At 67.7% G+C, this 12,689-nt stretch carries 17 protein-coding genes; 7 read left to right on the plus strand and 10 right to left on the minus strand.

Translation table 11 applies throughout. The features are described 5' to 3' along the window. Positions 1 to 196 precede the first annotated feature (196 nt). Positions 197 to 571 (plus strand): hypothetical protein, encoded by a 375-nt coding sequence (locus BLU84_RS16250; RefSeq protein ID WP_074869578.1) that lies wholly within the window; start codon positions 197 to 199, stop codon positions 569 to 571. A 58-nt stretch (positions 572 to 629) separates the two neighbouring features. Here BLU84_RS16250 and BLU84_RS16255 read toward each other — a convergent pair whose 3' ends face one another. Further along, positions 630 to 1,391 (minus strand): type 1 glutamine amidotransferase domain-containing protein, encoded by a 762-nt coding sequence (locus BLU84_RS16255; protein ID WP_074869581.1) that lies wholly within the window; start codon positions 1,389 to 1,391, stop codon positions 630 to 632. 370 nt (positions 1,392 to 1,761) lie between these two features. Here BLU84_RS16255 and BLU84_RS16260 point away from each other — a divergent pair, with 370 nt between their 5' ends. After that, the gene (locus tag BLU84_RS16260) at positions 1,762 to 2,733 is read left to right on the plus strand and encodes a helix-turn-helix transcriptional regulator (RefSeq protein ID WP_074869586.1); all 972 of its coding nucleotides are present in this window, start codon (positions 1,762 to 1,764) and stop codon (positions 2,731 to 2,733) included. Positions 2,734 to 2,766: 33 nt separating this feature from the next. On the opposite strand, the gene BLU84_RS16265 is transcribed toward BLU84_RS16260, so the two are convergent. Continuing rightward, entirely contained in the window at positions 2,767 to 3,708 is a 942-nt protein-coding gene (locus tag BLU84_RS16265) for an alpha-lytic protease prodomain-containing protein (protein WP_074869589.1), read from the minus strand. 312 nt (positions 3,709 to 4,020) lie between these two features. Continuing rightward, on the minus strand, positions 4,021 to 4,320 hold the full coding sequence (locus tag BLU84_RS16270) for a hypothetical protein (protein ID WP_139175047.1): 300 nt from the start codon (positions 4,318 to 4,320) through the stop codon (positions 4,021 to 4,023). 354 nt (positions 4,321 to 4,674) lie between these two features. Here BLU84_RS16270 and BLU84_RS16275 point away from each other — a divergent pair, with 354 nt between their 5' ends. Next, entirely contained in the window at positions 4,675 to 4,872 is a 198-nt protein-coding gene (locus BLU84_RS16275) for a hypothetical protein (protein ID WP_139175048.1), read from the plus strand. 7 nt (positions 4,873 to 4,879) lie between these two features. Next, positions 4,880 to 5,257, plus strand: coding sequence for a hypothetical protein (locus BLU84_RS16280; protein ID WP_074869598.1), 378 nt, complete (start codon positions 4,880 to 4,882; stop codon positions 5,255 to 5,257). A gap of 65 nt (positions 5,258 to 5,322) precedes the next feature. On the opposite strand, the gene BLU84_RS27940 is transcribed toward BLU84_RS16280, so the two are convergent. Next, positions 5,323 to 5,454, minus strand: coding sequence for a hypothetical protein (locus BLU84_RS27940; RefSeq protein WP_267889187.1), 132 nt, complete (start codon positions 5,452 to 5,454; stop codon positions 5,323 to 5,325). Positions 5,455 to 5,713: 259 nt separating this feature from the next. Between BLU84_RS27940 and BLU84_RS16285 the strand changes: the two genes are divergently transcribed. The 3 genes from BLU84_RS16285 (at position 5,714) to BLU84_RS16295 (ending at position 8,200) form a co-directional block, all read left to right on the plus strand. After that, the gene (locus tag BLU84_RS16285; RefSeq protein ID WP_074869601.1) at positions 5,714 to 6,016 is read left to right on the plus strand and encodes a hypothetical protein; all 303 of its coding nucleotides are present in this window, start codon (positions 5,714 to 5,716) and stop codon (positions 6,014 to 6,016) included. 377 nt (positions 6,017 to 6,393) lie between these two features. Next, positions 6,394 to 6,660: a hypothetical protein gene (locus tag BLU84_RS16290; RefSeq protein ID WP_083382706.1), complete on the plus strand. Its 267-nt coding sequence runs from the start codon at positions 6,394 to 6,396 to the stop codon at positions 6,658 to 6,660. Positions 6,661 to 6,997: 337 nt separating this feature from the next. Then, on the plus strand, positions 6,998 to 8,200 hold the full coding sequence (locus BLU84_RS16295) for a S1 family peptidase (protein ID WP_083382708.1): 1,203 nt from the start codon (positions 6,998 to 7,000) through the stop codon (positions 8,198 to 8,200). 87 nt (positions 8,201 to 8,287) lie between these two features. Here the strand turns inward: BLU84_RS16295 and BLU84_RS16300 are convergent, their stop codons facing one another. The 6 genes from BLU84_RS16300 to BLU84_RS16320 form a co-directional block, all read right to left on the minus strand. Then, the gene (locus BLU84_RS16300) at positions 8,288 to 8,836 is read right to left on the minus strand and encodes an AAA family ATPase (protein ID WP_074869607.1); all 549 of its coding nucleotides are present in this window, start codon (positions 8,834 to 8,836) and stop codon (positions 8,288 to 8,290) included. Between the two features lie 19 nt (positions 8,837 to 8,855). Beyond that, positions 8,856 to 9,308 carry a DUF2214 family protein gene (locus BLU84_RS16305; RefSeq protein ID WP_074869610.1) on the minus strand — a complete coding sequence of 151 codons (453 nt, stop codon included), beginning with the start codon at positions 9,306 to 9,308 and terminating at the stop codon, positions 8,856 to 8,858. A gap of 182 nt (positions 9,309 to 9,490) precedes the next feature. Beyond that, positions 9,491 to 10,087, minus strand: a complete 597-nt coding sequence (locus BLU84_RS16310) for a cysteine dioxygenase family protein (RefSeq protein ID WP_074869613.1) — start codon at positions 10,085 to 10,087, stop codon at positions 9,491 to 9,493. Beyond that, positions 10,084 to 11,244 carry a homoserine O-acetyltransferase MetX gene (metX, locus tag BLU84_RS16315; RefSeq protein ID WP_074869616.1) on the minus strand — a complete coding sequence of 387 codons (1,161 nt, stop codon included), beginning with the start codon at positions 11,242 to 11,244 and terminating at the stop codon, positions 10,084 to 10,086. Before metX ends, BLU84_RS16310 begins: the two co-directional genes overlap by 4 nt. Beyond that, complete coding sequence (locus BLU84_RS28710) at positions 11,241 to 11,531, minus strand: DUF6053 domain-containing protein (protein WP_425479399.1); 291 nt, start codon at positions 11,529 to 11,531, stop codon at positions 11,241 to 11,243. The genes metX and BLU84_RS28710 overlap by 4 nt, the downstream gene beginning before the upstream one ends. A 102-nt stretch (positions 11,532 to 11,633) precedes the next feature. Beyond that, positions 11,634 to 12,683: a tetratricopeptide repeat protein gene (locus BLU84_RS16320; RefSeq protein ID WP_074870284.1), complete on the minus strand. Its 1,050-nt coding sequence runs from the start codon at positions 12,681 to 12,683 to the stop codon at positions 11,634 to 11,636. Positions 12,684 to 12,689 lie beyond the last annotated feature (6 nt).

The raw sequence follows: 12,689 nt of genomic DNA on the forward strand, positions 1-12,689 counted from the left end.
AACTGGCCGCAGCGGTTCGCTACGGTCGGCTCGATGAGAGAAGAAGCCCCTTTTCAGGGGCTTTTTTGTTGCCTGGAATCCGTCGCAGGCGGCTTGCGACCCCAGGGCCTGCGGAGGCAGGATCGGAGCATCCACAAGCATCTGAGCCCAAATAAGGCGCCCGTCGTGCGCCTATCGCTGGGCATGGGCGAGCCAAATGTCCGAAATGGTCTCTACGTTGAGCGTCACCGCGATCGCCCTGCTGCCGGTCGGCGCGACGGCTTATTTCGGGTATCGGTATGGTTATCGCCAGCAAATAAAGATCGCCGGCTTCGTTTGGCGAGCGGTGCTGCTGAGCGTCGCGTTGAGCTGGTCGCTGGTGGGCGGAACTTCGCACGATGCAGGCTGGGCGCTGATCCTGCCGAACCTTCTCGTTGCCGTGCTGCCGGGCTTCGCAGGCGCGGGCGGCGGCGTGCATGTGCTGCCGCCGCTTTGGATCGCTCCGTTGGCGCATCTGCTCGTGTTCGCGGGCGCGGTGGCTTACGGCTACCGAAGCCGGGAACGCGAGTACTCGAAATTTCCGCCGAGCTGACGCGCCCGGGAAGCGAGCGCGCCGATGCGGTTTAGGCGCGATGCTCCGCCGGCGCCGGCTAGTCCTGATCGTCCAATGCCTCCAACACCAACTGCGCCGCCAAATCGCTGCTGTATTGCTGCTGCCCGGTGATCAACCGCCCATCGCGAACGGCGAAAGGCCGGTTCGGTTCGCCGCAGACGTAACGGGTGGTCGGGATCCGCCGGGCTTCGGATTCGATCGTGTAGGCGTTGACTTTGATGCCGAACGCTTTGTCGATTTGCGCTTCTTCCGCATCCGAAAACCCGGTCCAGGTCTTGTCCTGGGCGAGCGCCTGGCCGTCGGACAGACGCGCCCACAGCAGCAGCGACGAGCCGTGGCAGACCAGCGCGACGACTTTGTCGCGTTCGTAGAAATCGGCGATCAGTTTGTGCAAGAGCAGATCGTCCTTGAAGGTGAGCAACGGCGCGCCGCCGCCGGCGACCCAGACGGCGTCGAAGTCGGCGACCTTCACGGCGTCGATCGACACGGTGTTCTGCATCAGCGCTGCGAAGCGCGGATGGCTGACGAAGCCGAGGCTGACCAGATCGTCCGCGTACGGGCCGTTCGGCGTTCTCGGATCGCTGTGGGCGTCGAACACGACCTCGCCGCCGCGCGGGGACGCCAGCTCGATCCGATGTCCCGCTTTCATGAACGCGTAGAACGCCGCGGTCAGTTCTTCGGCGAAAAAACCGACGGGCGCGCCGTGCAGCGTGGCCGGGTTGGACACGATCATGAGAATGCGGCGAGGCGCGTAGTCGCGCCCCAGCCGGGTTTCAATCTTTCGGTCGATCGCCTTCATCTGGGTGTTGTCTCCGGATTGCATGTGTCCGATGCCGCGATGGTCATCGGTTTGATCGAAGCGCGATTCGAGCAGGTCGCTCGGCGCCCATCAATCCATAAAGCGAAACGCTATCCATCGGGCGAAACGGTGAAATTCAACGCGTGCGGGGTTTTATTAAGTGCGATTCGGGCGTCCGGCTGTACACACATTTTCGATGGCGTCAATGTAGGGACAAAATAGCGCGGAGCGTTTATATCTGGAGCGAATAGCGCAAGAAAATCGTTCGATCGCAGGCGATTTCGGCGCGTATTCATGTTGCTGATTCGCGGTCTGCGGGCCGCGCGCATCGGTGCTTCAAGACGATTCCAGCAACGCTCAGGGCAGTCCCATGTTTCGAAAATTGCTTACCAACGATCCCGACCAGGTTGCCCGAGCGATATTCGATGCATTCGGGGAATACGACCTGAGCTTTCCCAGGCGGCAGCAGCGGGTCGACGCCGGGATCGTTATCGCGCCGGATGAGCCCGTGGCGATATCCGTTTCCTGGTTCGGCACGGCGACTCGCCAGGTATTTTCGGAACAGCAGCGCGAGTTGTATGGCTTCACCACCTGTCTGCGCGGGCAGGGAAGCATGACCCAGCACGGAGTGGATCTGGCTTGGAAGAAAGGCGTGACCTTGCCGCTTCAGCCGCTCGGGCCGTTGCGCCTGGAAACGGACGATGCGTTCAAATGCAGGGACGTGGTTTTCGACAAGGCCATGCTGCACGACTTCTATGAGCGATGGTCGGGCCGGCCCTTGGACAAGCAGGCGCTGGTTTTCGCTCTCGCGCCGTTCGACGGTTATCTGGCAGCGAAATGGGAGCAAGCGATGCATGTGCTCGGGCCTTCCGGCGGTGGCTGCGATCTGCCGCCGCTGGCCAAGGCCACCTTCGCCGAATACCTGATGGCGCTGCTGCTGGAATGCCACCCGCACAGCCGACGCACCTTGTTCAGTCGCCCCGCGCCCAGGCGCGCGGTGCGCGATGCGGTGCGCTATATCGAAGACAACGCGCGTCAAGCGTTAAGCATCGGCGAAGTGGCGCAGGCCAGCGGATGCAGCATCCGGTCGTTGCAGATCGGGTTTCGCTGCGACTTGGGTACGACGCCTCACGCGTATCTGGCTAAGGTGCGCATGGCGCTCGCCAAGAACGATCTGGAACGAGGCGAGGGCGCCGCCACGGTCGCGGATGTGGCGTACGAGCTGGGATTCAGGCACCTCGGGCGGTTCTCGTCGGAGTTCCGTTCCCGGTTCGGGGAATATCCCTCGGAAGTCCTGCGCAAGAATCGGGCGCGCAGCAACAAGCCGCGCGACCGCGTCTAGGCCGGCGTCGCTTCGGACGGTTCGCCCGATGCTTTACGGTGCGGGATCGGCTCGCCCGAACCAGGTCGTTCTTTGATGGCGGGGACGCCAGCAGTTGCCCGTGACTCCTGCATCGAACTGGCCGCCGAAGGTGACGCCTTGGCGCTTGCCGTCCAAGGTCGTCCAAGCACCGCCGGAGTCGGCGCTGTCCGCGCAGGCGTCTGACTGACTCAAGCCCGCGACGATGCCGCGGCCGCCGTAGCGGACGCTCACGTTCTTCGCGGTGATGGTGCCGCAGTCGTAGCCGCGTTGCGCGCGCGGACGGCAGACGATCGCCCCGATCGGCGCCTGCTCGCTCTTTGCCGAAGCGATGGATGCGCTATCGCGAATCGGGACGATGGTTTGGGGAATGCCGGGGAAGGTGGCGAATTGAGCGATGTCGGTGTCGGCGCCGCCGGCATGGATGAAGTCCTGCGCGGATTTTTCAGACCCCATGGCGAAAGAAACCACCACCATGTTCAATCGGGGATCGACGTACCACGCATTCACTCCGTCGAGCGATCCATCGGTGCCGTTCGCGCGTTGGCGCGCAACGGCTTCGAGCGCGTCGAAAGTGCGTTGCAGTTGTTCCAGGCTGTGGCGAAACCGGCGAAGTTCCACGGCTGGCTGCTCGGCGATTTTCGCGTCGGGGCTCGATGTCCCGATCACATGCCTGAACGAGCTGTCCCTGCGGTGTTCGATCCAGTCGCCGGCATAACTCGATCCGAGCGAACGTTTGGCGGCGACGCTGCGTTGCTCGGCGGAACGTTCCAGGCGCAGATACTCGGCGTAACGCGTTGGCGCTATGCCTAGATCCCGCGCGAGAGCCTCCTCGAGGAGCGGGTCGAAGCGGTCGGACGCATGGACTAGACCCGGCGATAACGCTGCGCCGGCGATGGCTATGCACGCCAGCAGGTGCGAAAAGATGCCTGGTTTGAAATCGGAGGCGATATGCATGGAGTGTCGACCTGGTTGCGGTGCAAGCGAGCGGCATGTCCGTCGGCCAACGTGGGGGAGGGCGTTTCGGATACGAGCGTCGGTGCGTTGCTCATGCCGGTTGGTTTCAGCCGGGATCATCCGGATTGCGCGCTCGTGCGCTAAGTCCGATAGGCGCAGGGCGGTCCGAAACGCGAAGCCGGTTGCGCAGCGTTCGGTCGTGGGATCGATTGGAGGGTACGACTCGTGGCTGTTGCTCGCGCTCGCAATCCAAGCGCACGCAGACGCGCAAACAGCCGGCAACGACGCCTGCGACGATTGCGGATCGGACGATTAGTGGCGAATCTGCCGATCGATCCGGCTCATGCGTTCCCACGCCGACCAGATCACCGGGATCGCGCTTTTCCACGGCAGCGCGGACACGCCGCGCACGCTCGGGTATCTGAGGCTCAGCTTGGGCAGCAGGAATTCGAACGGACTGTCCGGCAATGCGACGAAGCCGGAGATACCCAGATACAACGCGGGCGCGTAATCGCTGAAGCGCAGGCCGGGGCGATGGAACGAGGCTTCCTGATAATGCAGGGCCCAATAGGCCAAGCCGCCACGGTTGCGGCTGTGGACGGGCGGATTCATGGGCGGGAGCCGGCGCGGGTGGAGTCCGAGCGTGCGCCTGCGCGCGCTACCGGACTGTGACGAGCGCGGATGATTCGCAAGACAGCCGACGAACGGGCGCGCTAAGCGCAGCGCACACAACGCGTCCGATAATGCGGCGCACGCAACAGGTGTGTGGATGCTCGCTATCCCACCCTACGCTCATGCCCGGGTTCGCGCCAGTTATTTATTTTCTCCGCATATCGACTGAATCCAGCATGGCGGCGCGCATACTGGTGTCTCTATTGCGGAGTGTCGACGCCTGTGGAGCATCACGTTGAGTGGTTCCAGTTCACCCTCCCGACGGACCAGACGATAGGTCCAGAAGCGTTGCGCTTGATCTGGATGAAGGCGTGCGGTTCCACCAACATCTCGGTCCAGCGCAACAGCCGCACCATCCTCGGCCGCAGGACGCCGGTCTATTCGCTTCGCGCGTCTTCGCGATTATCCGGGCTTTCGTTGATCGAAGCCCGATTGCGCGGCCTGATGCAGGAAGCCCGATTGAACAGCAAGCTCACGCTTGTTTCGCGCTGAGGCCGTCATGGCGGAAAGCTTCGACATTGCGATAGGACGCTGCGAATCGGTCAGCGACGATGAAGTGGTGGTCGAGCTGGACACGGCGATGGTCAGCCGATTGGTGCCCGGGCATCCCTGGCATCGCAGCGGAACCAGCAAGCTCAAGCTCGCCATCAATCTGTGCAGCGCGCTGCGTCCGCCGCAGGCGGGACGCGAGACCTTCCTCAACCGCGACGCGATCATGAAAAATCCGTCCGGGCGTTTCGATCTGCTAGGCGACGGGCAGTACTCGGCGGTGAGGCTGAAGGCCTTGGCGGCGAATACCGATCCGCAACCGCCCATGCCGACGACGAAGTCGAGCTGGACCGAGCGCGCGCCGCGCAGGCGTTCGTCGCGCGGTTGACGCGCAGTTGATTGGCGCGCGCATCGCGCGCGTATGGCGGTCCGGTATCGGTCGCTCGGCTCAGCCTATGCAGAAGATCGCATCGGCGCGACGTCCGAGGATCTCGGCCATGCTTTTTTGATGTTGCCGAAGCGCCGTTCGACGAGCCGTCGTTCCGCCTCGTTTTGCGGGGCGTCGACTATGACGGTGACGGACATCGCGGCTGCATCCTGATCGAAACGGGGTAGGCGGCAGCGTAGTGAGCGCCGCAGTCCTGGCCCGGACCGGGAGGTGCCGGCGTCGCAGCCGGAGCCCCAAACGCAAGCCGGCGCTGCGCCCGGCCACGCGCCGCAGGTCCGGCGGCGCCCGCTCCGCTTGCGCCGCGCGCCGGCCGCAAGCGGCACGCGACGATCCGACCGACGCCTAGTTTTTCGGCCCGCGGCCTGGGTTAGGCTGGCGCGACCGACTACCTGCCACATGGGGAACGACGTGACCGAACACGCCGCGCTGCAGGAGCTCAAAGAGGGGATGCAGTACATGCAGCAACAGCTGCAGTTCATGGCCGAGGACCTGGCCCGGATGAAGGGCGAGTGCGCGGCCTATCGCGAGTTTTCGATGGAGCTGATCGTGCGCGCGGCGCCGGGCGATTCGTCCGCGGCGCTGGGCACGGTGCGCGACCCGCGCCAGCTGGCGAACGCGCCGGACCTGTTGTTCCGCGAAGGCCTGAGCCAGGCGATCGCGCATCTGGCGCATGCGGTGGGGCAGCAGACGCCGATCTGAGCGTGCGATCCGGACGCGGCGGGTCCACCGTCGGATCCGGCCCGCAGGGTGCGCAATACGAGGATGCAGCGCGTCGCGCTCGCCGGTTCGGGCGGATCGCGTTTTTCGCATGGCCGGCATGCATTCTCCGCGCTGTCCCCCGGTACGCCTCGATAGGTAGGCTGTAGCGCACACGGGGTCGCTCGCGCGATGCGGTCGACGGCACGCGCGCAGGCGACCCGTTCGCCTGTGGGCCCGGTCCGCGCGCGGCGCTTGCTGGATTCGGGCGAATGATCGCCGCCTGGTCAAAATGTGATTGATGTAAGCAGGCGCGATGATCGGGAATTAGTACGATCCGCCCGACATCGTTCCCCCACGCGCCGTCCAAAGGAGTTGCCGTGCGCCAGATCCTCGCTTCCGTGCTGCTTGCCGCGCTGTCGTTCGCGGCGTTCGCCCAGACCGTCGCTTTCGGCAACAAGGTCATCCGCGTCGGCGATCCGGTCGGGCGGGTGTTCGAGGTCGCCGGCCAGCCCAGCCGCACCGTGCCGGTGGAGAACAAGTACGGCGCGCACGAGGGCGAGCGGCTGGAGTACTTCCTCGGCAACAAGACCGTGCTGATCACCGTGCGCGACGGCAAGGTGACCCAGGTGCAGGAAGTGTTCTGAGCAAGGGCGCCGGCGCGTCGCCGGCGCGGTCAAACGTGGTTGACCGTAGCGGCGCCTGTTGCGCCGAAGAGTGCCGTGCATCGGCTTCTATCGCGGGCGCACCGCGACACACCTGAATCGCCGCCCACGCGCAGCGTGATGCAGCGCGCGAATGCGTCACCCGCGCGCGGCGCTGCGCCGCCTTCTGTGACCTGCGCAAGTGCATGAGCCGCCGCGACGCGATTAGCTGGGCGCGCATCCGCACGCGGTTCACCGGAACGACTGCCGCGATGGATGCGGCCGCGCCCCAGGCGCGGCCCGGCGTTCCCCCGCACCGCATCCAACAGAGGAGGTTCGTATGCCCGCCGTCCAATCGTGGCCGCGTCTTGCCCGCGCTCGCATCGTGGTTTCGTCCTTGTTGTTTCTCACTGCGTTCGGGACTGCGGCCTCGCCCTCGGTCAGCCCGTCCTTGCACAGCGCCGCGCAACGCGATCTGGGCCTGTCGCCGACGCAACTGGATCGATGGCTGCAGATAGAGCGCGAAGCGCCGCAGCGCGCGGCGCTGGCGCAGCGGCGCCTGGGCGCGTACTACGCCGGCAGTTGGATCGAACGCGGCGACGACGGCGCGGTGCGGTTGATCGTCGCCTCGTCCGACCCGCGCGCTGCGAAGCTCGGGCCCGGCGTGGAGCTGCGCCAGGTGCGCTACAGCCTGGCCGAGCTGGAAGCGGCCAAGGCGCGCCTGGATGCCGGCGCGCGCTTGCGCCTGCCCGGGATCACCCGGCCGATCGACGGCGTCTACGCCTGGCATGTCGATCCGGCGAGCAATTCGGTGCTGGTGCGAATGGCGCCGCAGGCGCTGGAACGTGCGGTCGATCTGGCCGCGTACAGCGGCGCCGACAGCGGCGTGTTGCGCTTCGAGCGCATGGACGTGGCGCCGCAGGCGACCGCGCAGGTGTATTCCGGAATCGCCTACCAGGACCGCAACGGCGGTTCGTGCTCGATCGGTTTCGCGGTCCGCCAGGGCGCGACCAAGGGCTTCGTCACCGCCGGCCATTGCGGCGTGGCCGGCGAGTCGATCTGGATGAACGGCGCGCCGGTCGGCTATATCGCCGGGTCGGAGTTTCCGGTCGCCGACCGCGCCTGGGTCGCGATCGGCGACCAGCACGAACTGCTGCCGCTGGTCACCAATCACGCCGGCGCTTTCTTTTTCGTGCGCGGCAGCTACGAGTCGTTCCACAGCTCGGTGGTGTGCCGCTCAGGCTACCGGACCGGCTATCAGTGCGGCTTCGTCAACGCCAAGGACGTCACCGTCAATATCGCCCCCAACAGCAGCGGCATCGGCGGGCTGGTGTACGGGCTCACCCAGACCAACGCCTGCGCCGGCTTCGGCGATTCGGGCGGCGGCTGGATCGACACCTACGAACATGCGCAGGGCGTGACCTCGGCGTCGAACATCCCGGCCGGTTCGCCGCACAACTGCGGCATGTTCGGTGCGTTCACCTGGTTCCAGCCGGTCAATCCGATCCTGGAGCGCTACGGCCTGACCTTGGTCACGCTGTAAGCGCGCGATCTGCGGCGGTCGCCGCGGCGAGGTTGCGCACGCATCGGTTGCGGCCGCTGCGCGCGTGGCTTCGCTGCGCGCGGCCGCTCAGCGCGGCAGCGCGAAGGCGCCGCTGGCGAGGGCGTCCACGACTCGCTCCAAGGCCTGCTCCGGTGTCGCCTCGCCGGTGGCCAGCGCGTGCGCGCGCAGCTCGCCCAGGTCCGCAAGCTGCGCGTGCAGCGCGGCGACGGCGGACGCATCCGCGAGGCCGTAGCCGCGTTCGCGGCAGCGCGCGATCGCGGCCTCCAGCGGCGGTTGCAGCACCAAGTAATGCACCGGCGCGGCGAGGCGGCGGAACGCCGCGAGGAACCACGGCCCGATCACGCCGTCGACGATGGTCAGCAATCCGCCCGCGGCATAGGCCTGCGCGGCGGCGGCCAGGGCCTCGATCACGACCGCGTTGCGCGCGTGCGCTTCGGGCCGGTACGGCGATATCGCGCCGTGCTTGATCGCATGGAAGAAATCGTCGGCGTGCAGATGCGCCTTGCTCGAACCGGGCAATGCGGCGAGGCGGCGCGCGAGCGTGGTCTTGCCGGCGCCGGGCGAGCCCGACAGGATCAGGATGTGGCCGGCGAAGTCGACTGCGGCGGTGGCCATGCGCGGGCGGTGGACCGGCTCAGAAGCCGCCGTAGCGCGCCATCGCCGCGGCGCAGACGAAGATGCCGGCCACGGCCACCAGCTCCAGCCGGATCAGCAGGCGCAGCGCGCCGAGCTGGTGCGCGTCGGGCAGGAAGCCCGGGTCGCGCTTGAGCGCGCGGCGCCAGCGCAGGAAGCGCACGGTCGGCAGGATCGACAGCAGCGCGACCAGCACGAACAGGCCGAACTTGGCGTGGAACCAGGGATTGTGCTGGTAGAAGTCCATGCCCTTGACGCCGTACAGCAGCCGCGACACGCCCACCGCCAGCAACAGCACCGCGCTCATGCCGTAACCGGCGTCGAGCCCGGCCAGGCGGCGCACGACGGCGGCGTCGACGGGGCCGCGCAGCAGCACCGATTCGGCCACCAGCATCGAGATCAGCGCGAAGACCAGCAGGTGATGGGCGATGGCGAGGAGCAGGTCGGTGAGCATGGGCTGGCCTGTGCGGGCGGGCGGTGGTTGGCGGCTATCGTAAACGTTGCGGCCGACGCAGCGGCGCGGGCGCCACGGCGGGATTCGGGCGCAAGCGCAAAAAGAAAACGGGCAAGCGCGCGAGGCGCTTTGCCCGTTTTGTACTCGTCTCTTGCTCGTTCCGGTTCGATCCGGCCGCCGGATCAGGCCGCCTCGTCGGTCTCCAGCGCCTTGTCCACGCGCTGGAACCACTCGCCCTCGCGCGGGACGAACATCGAGCAGCACTCCATCGGCGCCTTGTAGATGTGCAGCGACACGGCCACGGCGTCGTTGCTGGCGTTGCGGATGGTGTGGTACTCGTGCGGCGGGATCAGGCTGCCGGCACTGCCGGGGCCGGCGTGCATGCCGCCGGCGGCGCGGAAGCGGAAGTTCTCGCCGCTGCGCTCGAGCAATTCGTACTGGGTGATCTCCAGCTCGCCGTCCCACACGCCTTCCACGCACCACAGGCCGCTGTGGTCGTGCATCGGCGTGCCCTGGCCGGGGCCCCAGGTCATCGCCACCACGCTGTAGCCCAGCTCCGGGCTGCGGTAGAGCTCGCGGCGGGCGTAGTGGTCGTGGATCGGGTCGAACACGCAGTCGGGCAGGTTCACGTCGCGGTCGCGGATCATCTTGCACAGGGTGTTGCGCAAGGCCGCGGTGACCGCGTGTTCGTCGCCCGCGGCGACCGCGGCGTCGATGGCGGCGACCAGCTTGTCGTGGCCGGGGAAATCCAGGTCGGGCAGGGAATCGGTGGCGTTCATGCCACCGATTCTACGCCCGTCCGCAGTTCGCTGAGAAATCCGCCCACGGCCGGGCCGAAACGGCCGATGTCGACCAGGAAGGCATCGTGGCCCTGCGGCGATTCCAGCGGCAGGAACCGCGCGTCGGCGCCGCCGGCGCGCAGGCCTTCGGCGATCTCGCGCTGCTGCTGCAGCGGGAACAGGATGTCGGTGTGCACGCCGATGGCCAGGGCCTTTTCGACCCGGATCGAGGCCAGCCCGCGCCGCACCTGTTCATCATTGTCGAGGCCGTCGCTGGCGCCGCAGTAATCACCGATGTCGAACCAGTCCATCGAGCGGCTCAGGTACAGGTAGCAGTTGGGATCGAAGCGGCGCACGAAGCGGCGCGCGTGGCCTTCCAGGTAGCTTTCGACCTCGAACTCCAGGCCGAAGGGCTCCTCGTCGAGGCGGTCGGAATCCAGCCGTACGCGGCCGAAGCGCCCGTCCCACTCCAGCGCCGAGCGGTAGGTTATGACGCCGAGCTTGCGCGCCATGCGCATGCCCGATTCGGGGTAGTCGGTTTCGTCGTAGCGGCCCTGGTTCCACTTCGGGTCCAGGCGGATCGCCTCGCGTTGCAGCGAGCGGATCGCGATCGAGAACGGCAGCGCGCGCGCCGCGCCGGAGATGTTGATGTGGGTGCGGGCCAGGCCCGGATGGCGCACCAGCAGCGCCAGCGCGGTCATGCCGCCCATCGAGTTGCCGATCACGCAGGCCAGCCGCTCGATGCCGAGCGCGCGCACCACGTGCGCGGCGGCGTCGGCGCCGTCTTCGATCGACAGTTCGGGGAACTCCAGCCGGTAGAGATCGCCGCTGGCGGCGTCGACCGAGGCCGGGCCGGTCGAGCCTTTGCAGCTGCCCAGCGAGTTCACGCAGATCACGAACCAGTGGTCGCTGTCGATCGGCTTGCCCGGGCCGAGCATCGCTTCCCACCAGCCCGGCTCGGGATTGGCGGCGTTGGCGGCGGCGTGCGCGTCGGGCGACAGGCCGGTGACGATCAGCACTGCGTTGTCGCGCGCGGGGTTGAGTTCGCCCCAGGTCTCGTAAGCGATGCGCGCGCCGGTCAGGGCGCCGCCGCGTTTCATCGCGAACGGCGAGGGCAGGTCGATATGGCGGGTGCCGGGCGGGATGAATTCGGTCATGCCTTGCTCGTGTGGCCGGCGCGGGGCCGGCGGGCGGGCTGATGGGGCGCGGCGCTGCGGATGCGCGCGACGGTCGCGGTGCAGCCTAAACCATCGCCGCGGCAGGCGAGTGCGACGGGAACGGCGAATGCGTTATCGCGATATGGCCGGCAGGCGGGGCGATGGGTTTTTCTGCGGGATTTTCCGCCCCCGCAGGCCGCTCTCGTGGGAGGGACTTCAGTCCCGATGCTTTTCGGTCGGGTCGCGGCGATCTGGCACAAAGGCGTCGGGACCGAAGTCCCTCCCACAGGAAGGTCCCTCCCACAAGCAGGCGCCTCTCATAAGGGGGCTCTCCCACACGGGCGAGCTTCAGGGCCGAAGCCTTTCCCGCAGCGCGGACCGGCAGCGGATCACTCGACCACGCGGTCGATCACCACCACCACCGTGTCCTTGCTGTCGCTGGCCACCGTCTTCGGCGCCGAGGCCAGGTCGCCCGGCTGCGGCATCGCGTTGCCGGATGCCGAGACCCGCGCCAGCACCTGCACTTTCGGCGACTGCGAGAGCTTCATCGTCGGCATCGGGCCGTCGCCGTCGTCGAGCACGACCTCGAGCGGGAACGCCGACAGCGGGTGCTTTTCCACCGCCAGCGGCATCGGCGGGCCGCCGTCCTGGCGCGCGAGCACGAACACGCTGGCCTGGGCCGGCAGTTTGGCCTTGAGCGCCGGCGCCAGTTCGACCCGGACCTTGAGCCCGGGGCCCGCGGCGGTCGCGGCTGCGCCCGGCGCGGTCGCGGCGGCGCCGGCCGCCGGCAACGACAGCGGCTCCAGGCCGGCGTCCTTGCGCGCGCCGTTGATCTGGTCGAGCAGGCTCGTCGCGGTGCCGGCCTGGACCACGCTCAGCAGCGGCTCCCAGGTCTTGGCCGCGTCGCCGGGGCGGTCGGCCTGGCGCTGGGCGATGCCGAGGAACCAGCGCGCGCGCTGGTGCATCGGCTGCTGCTCCAGCGCGTGTTCGAGCATGCGCACGGCGTCTTCGTCGAAGCGGCGCTCGCGCGTGGCCAGGGCGCGCGCTTCGGCGGCCTCGGCGAGCAGGTCGGGATTGTCCGGGGCGAGCTTGAGCGCGCGCGCGTAGGCGTCGCGGGCCTTCACCGCCAGGCCCTGCGCGGTGTAGGCGCTGGCCAGCAGGCGCCAGCCTTCGATCTGGTTGGGATCGCGGTCGAGCTCGGTTTCCAACTGGGTCACCGCGTCGGCCAGGGTCTGCGGCGCGCGGCGTTGCTCGGGCTGCAGCGCGCGCGGCGCGCCCAGGCCCAGGTACAGCGCCAGCGTCGCCAGCGCCAGCGCGACGCCCAGGCCCGCGCCCAGCACCGGGCGCGCGCGCCACAGCGGATGCAGGGCGTAACCGAGCGCGAACAGCGCCAATGCCGTGCCCGCCGCGGCGAACGCGGCGGTGGAACCCAAAGCCATCGTCGC

Origin of the sequence: Lysobacter enzymogenes (genome assembly GCF_900106525.1) — a bacterium.
GTDB lineage: Bacteria > Pseudomonadota > Gammaproteobacteria > Xanthomonadales > Xanthomonadaceae > Lysobacter > Lysobacter enzymogenes.

Coding starts and splice junctions, on each gene's coding strand:
- BLU84_RS16310 (WP_074869613.1), bottom strand. CDS start 10,087: ATGAACGCCACCGATTCCCTGCCCGACCTGGATTTCCCCGGCCACGAC.
- BLU84_RS16260 (WP_074869586.1), top strand. CDS start 1,762: ATGTTTCGAAAATTGCTTACCAACGATCCCGACCAGGTTGCCCGAGCG.
- metX (WP_074869616.1), bottom strand. CDS start 11,244: ATGACCGAATTCATCCCGCCCGGCACCCGCCATATCGACCTGCCCTCG.
- BLU84_RS27940 (WP_267889187.1), bottom strand. CDS start 5,454: ATGTCCGTCACCGTCATAGTCGACGCCCCGCAAAACGAGGCGGAACGA.
- BLU84_RS16265 (WP_074869589.1), bottom strand. CDS start 3,708: ATGCATATCGCCTCCGATTTCAAACCAGGCATCTTTTCGCACCTGCTG.
- BLU84_RS16270 (WP_139175047.1), bottom strand. CDS start 4,320: ATGAATCCGCCCGTCCACAGCCGCAACCGTGGCGGCTTGGCCTATTGG.
- BLU84_RS16250 (WP_074869578.1), top strand. CDS start 197: ATGTCCGAAATGGTCTCTACGTTGAGCGTCACCGCGATCGCCCTGCTG.
- BLU84_RS16295 (WP_083382708.1), top strand. CDS start 6,998: ATGCCCGCCGTCCAATCGTGGCCGCGTCTTGCCCGCGCTCGCATCGTG.
- BLU84_RS16320 (WP_074870284.1), bottom strand. CDS start 12,683: ATGGCTTTGGGTTCCACCGCCGCGTTCGCCGCGGCGGGCACGGCATTG.
- BLU84_RS16305 (WP_074869610.1), bottom strand. CDS start 9,308: ATGCTCACCGACCTGCTCCTCGCCATCGCCCATCACCTGCTGGTCTTC.
- BLU84_RS16300 (WP_074869607.1), bottom strand. CDS start 8,836: ATGGCCACCGCCGCAGTCGACTTCGCCGGCCACATCCTGATCCTGTCG.
- BLU84_RS16280 (WP_074869598.1), top strand. CDS start 4,880: ATGGCGGAAAGCTTCGACATTGCGATAGGACGCTGCGAATCGGTCAGC.
- BLU84_RS16285 (WP_074869601.1), top strand. CDS start 5,714: ATGGGGAACGACGTGACCGAACACGCCGCGCTGCAGGAGCTCAAAGAG.
- BLU84_RS16255 (WP_074869581.1), bottom strand. CDS start 1,391: ATGAAGGCGATCGACCGAAAGATTGAAACCCGGCTGGGGCGCGACTAC.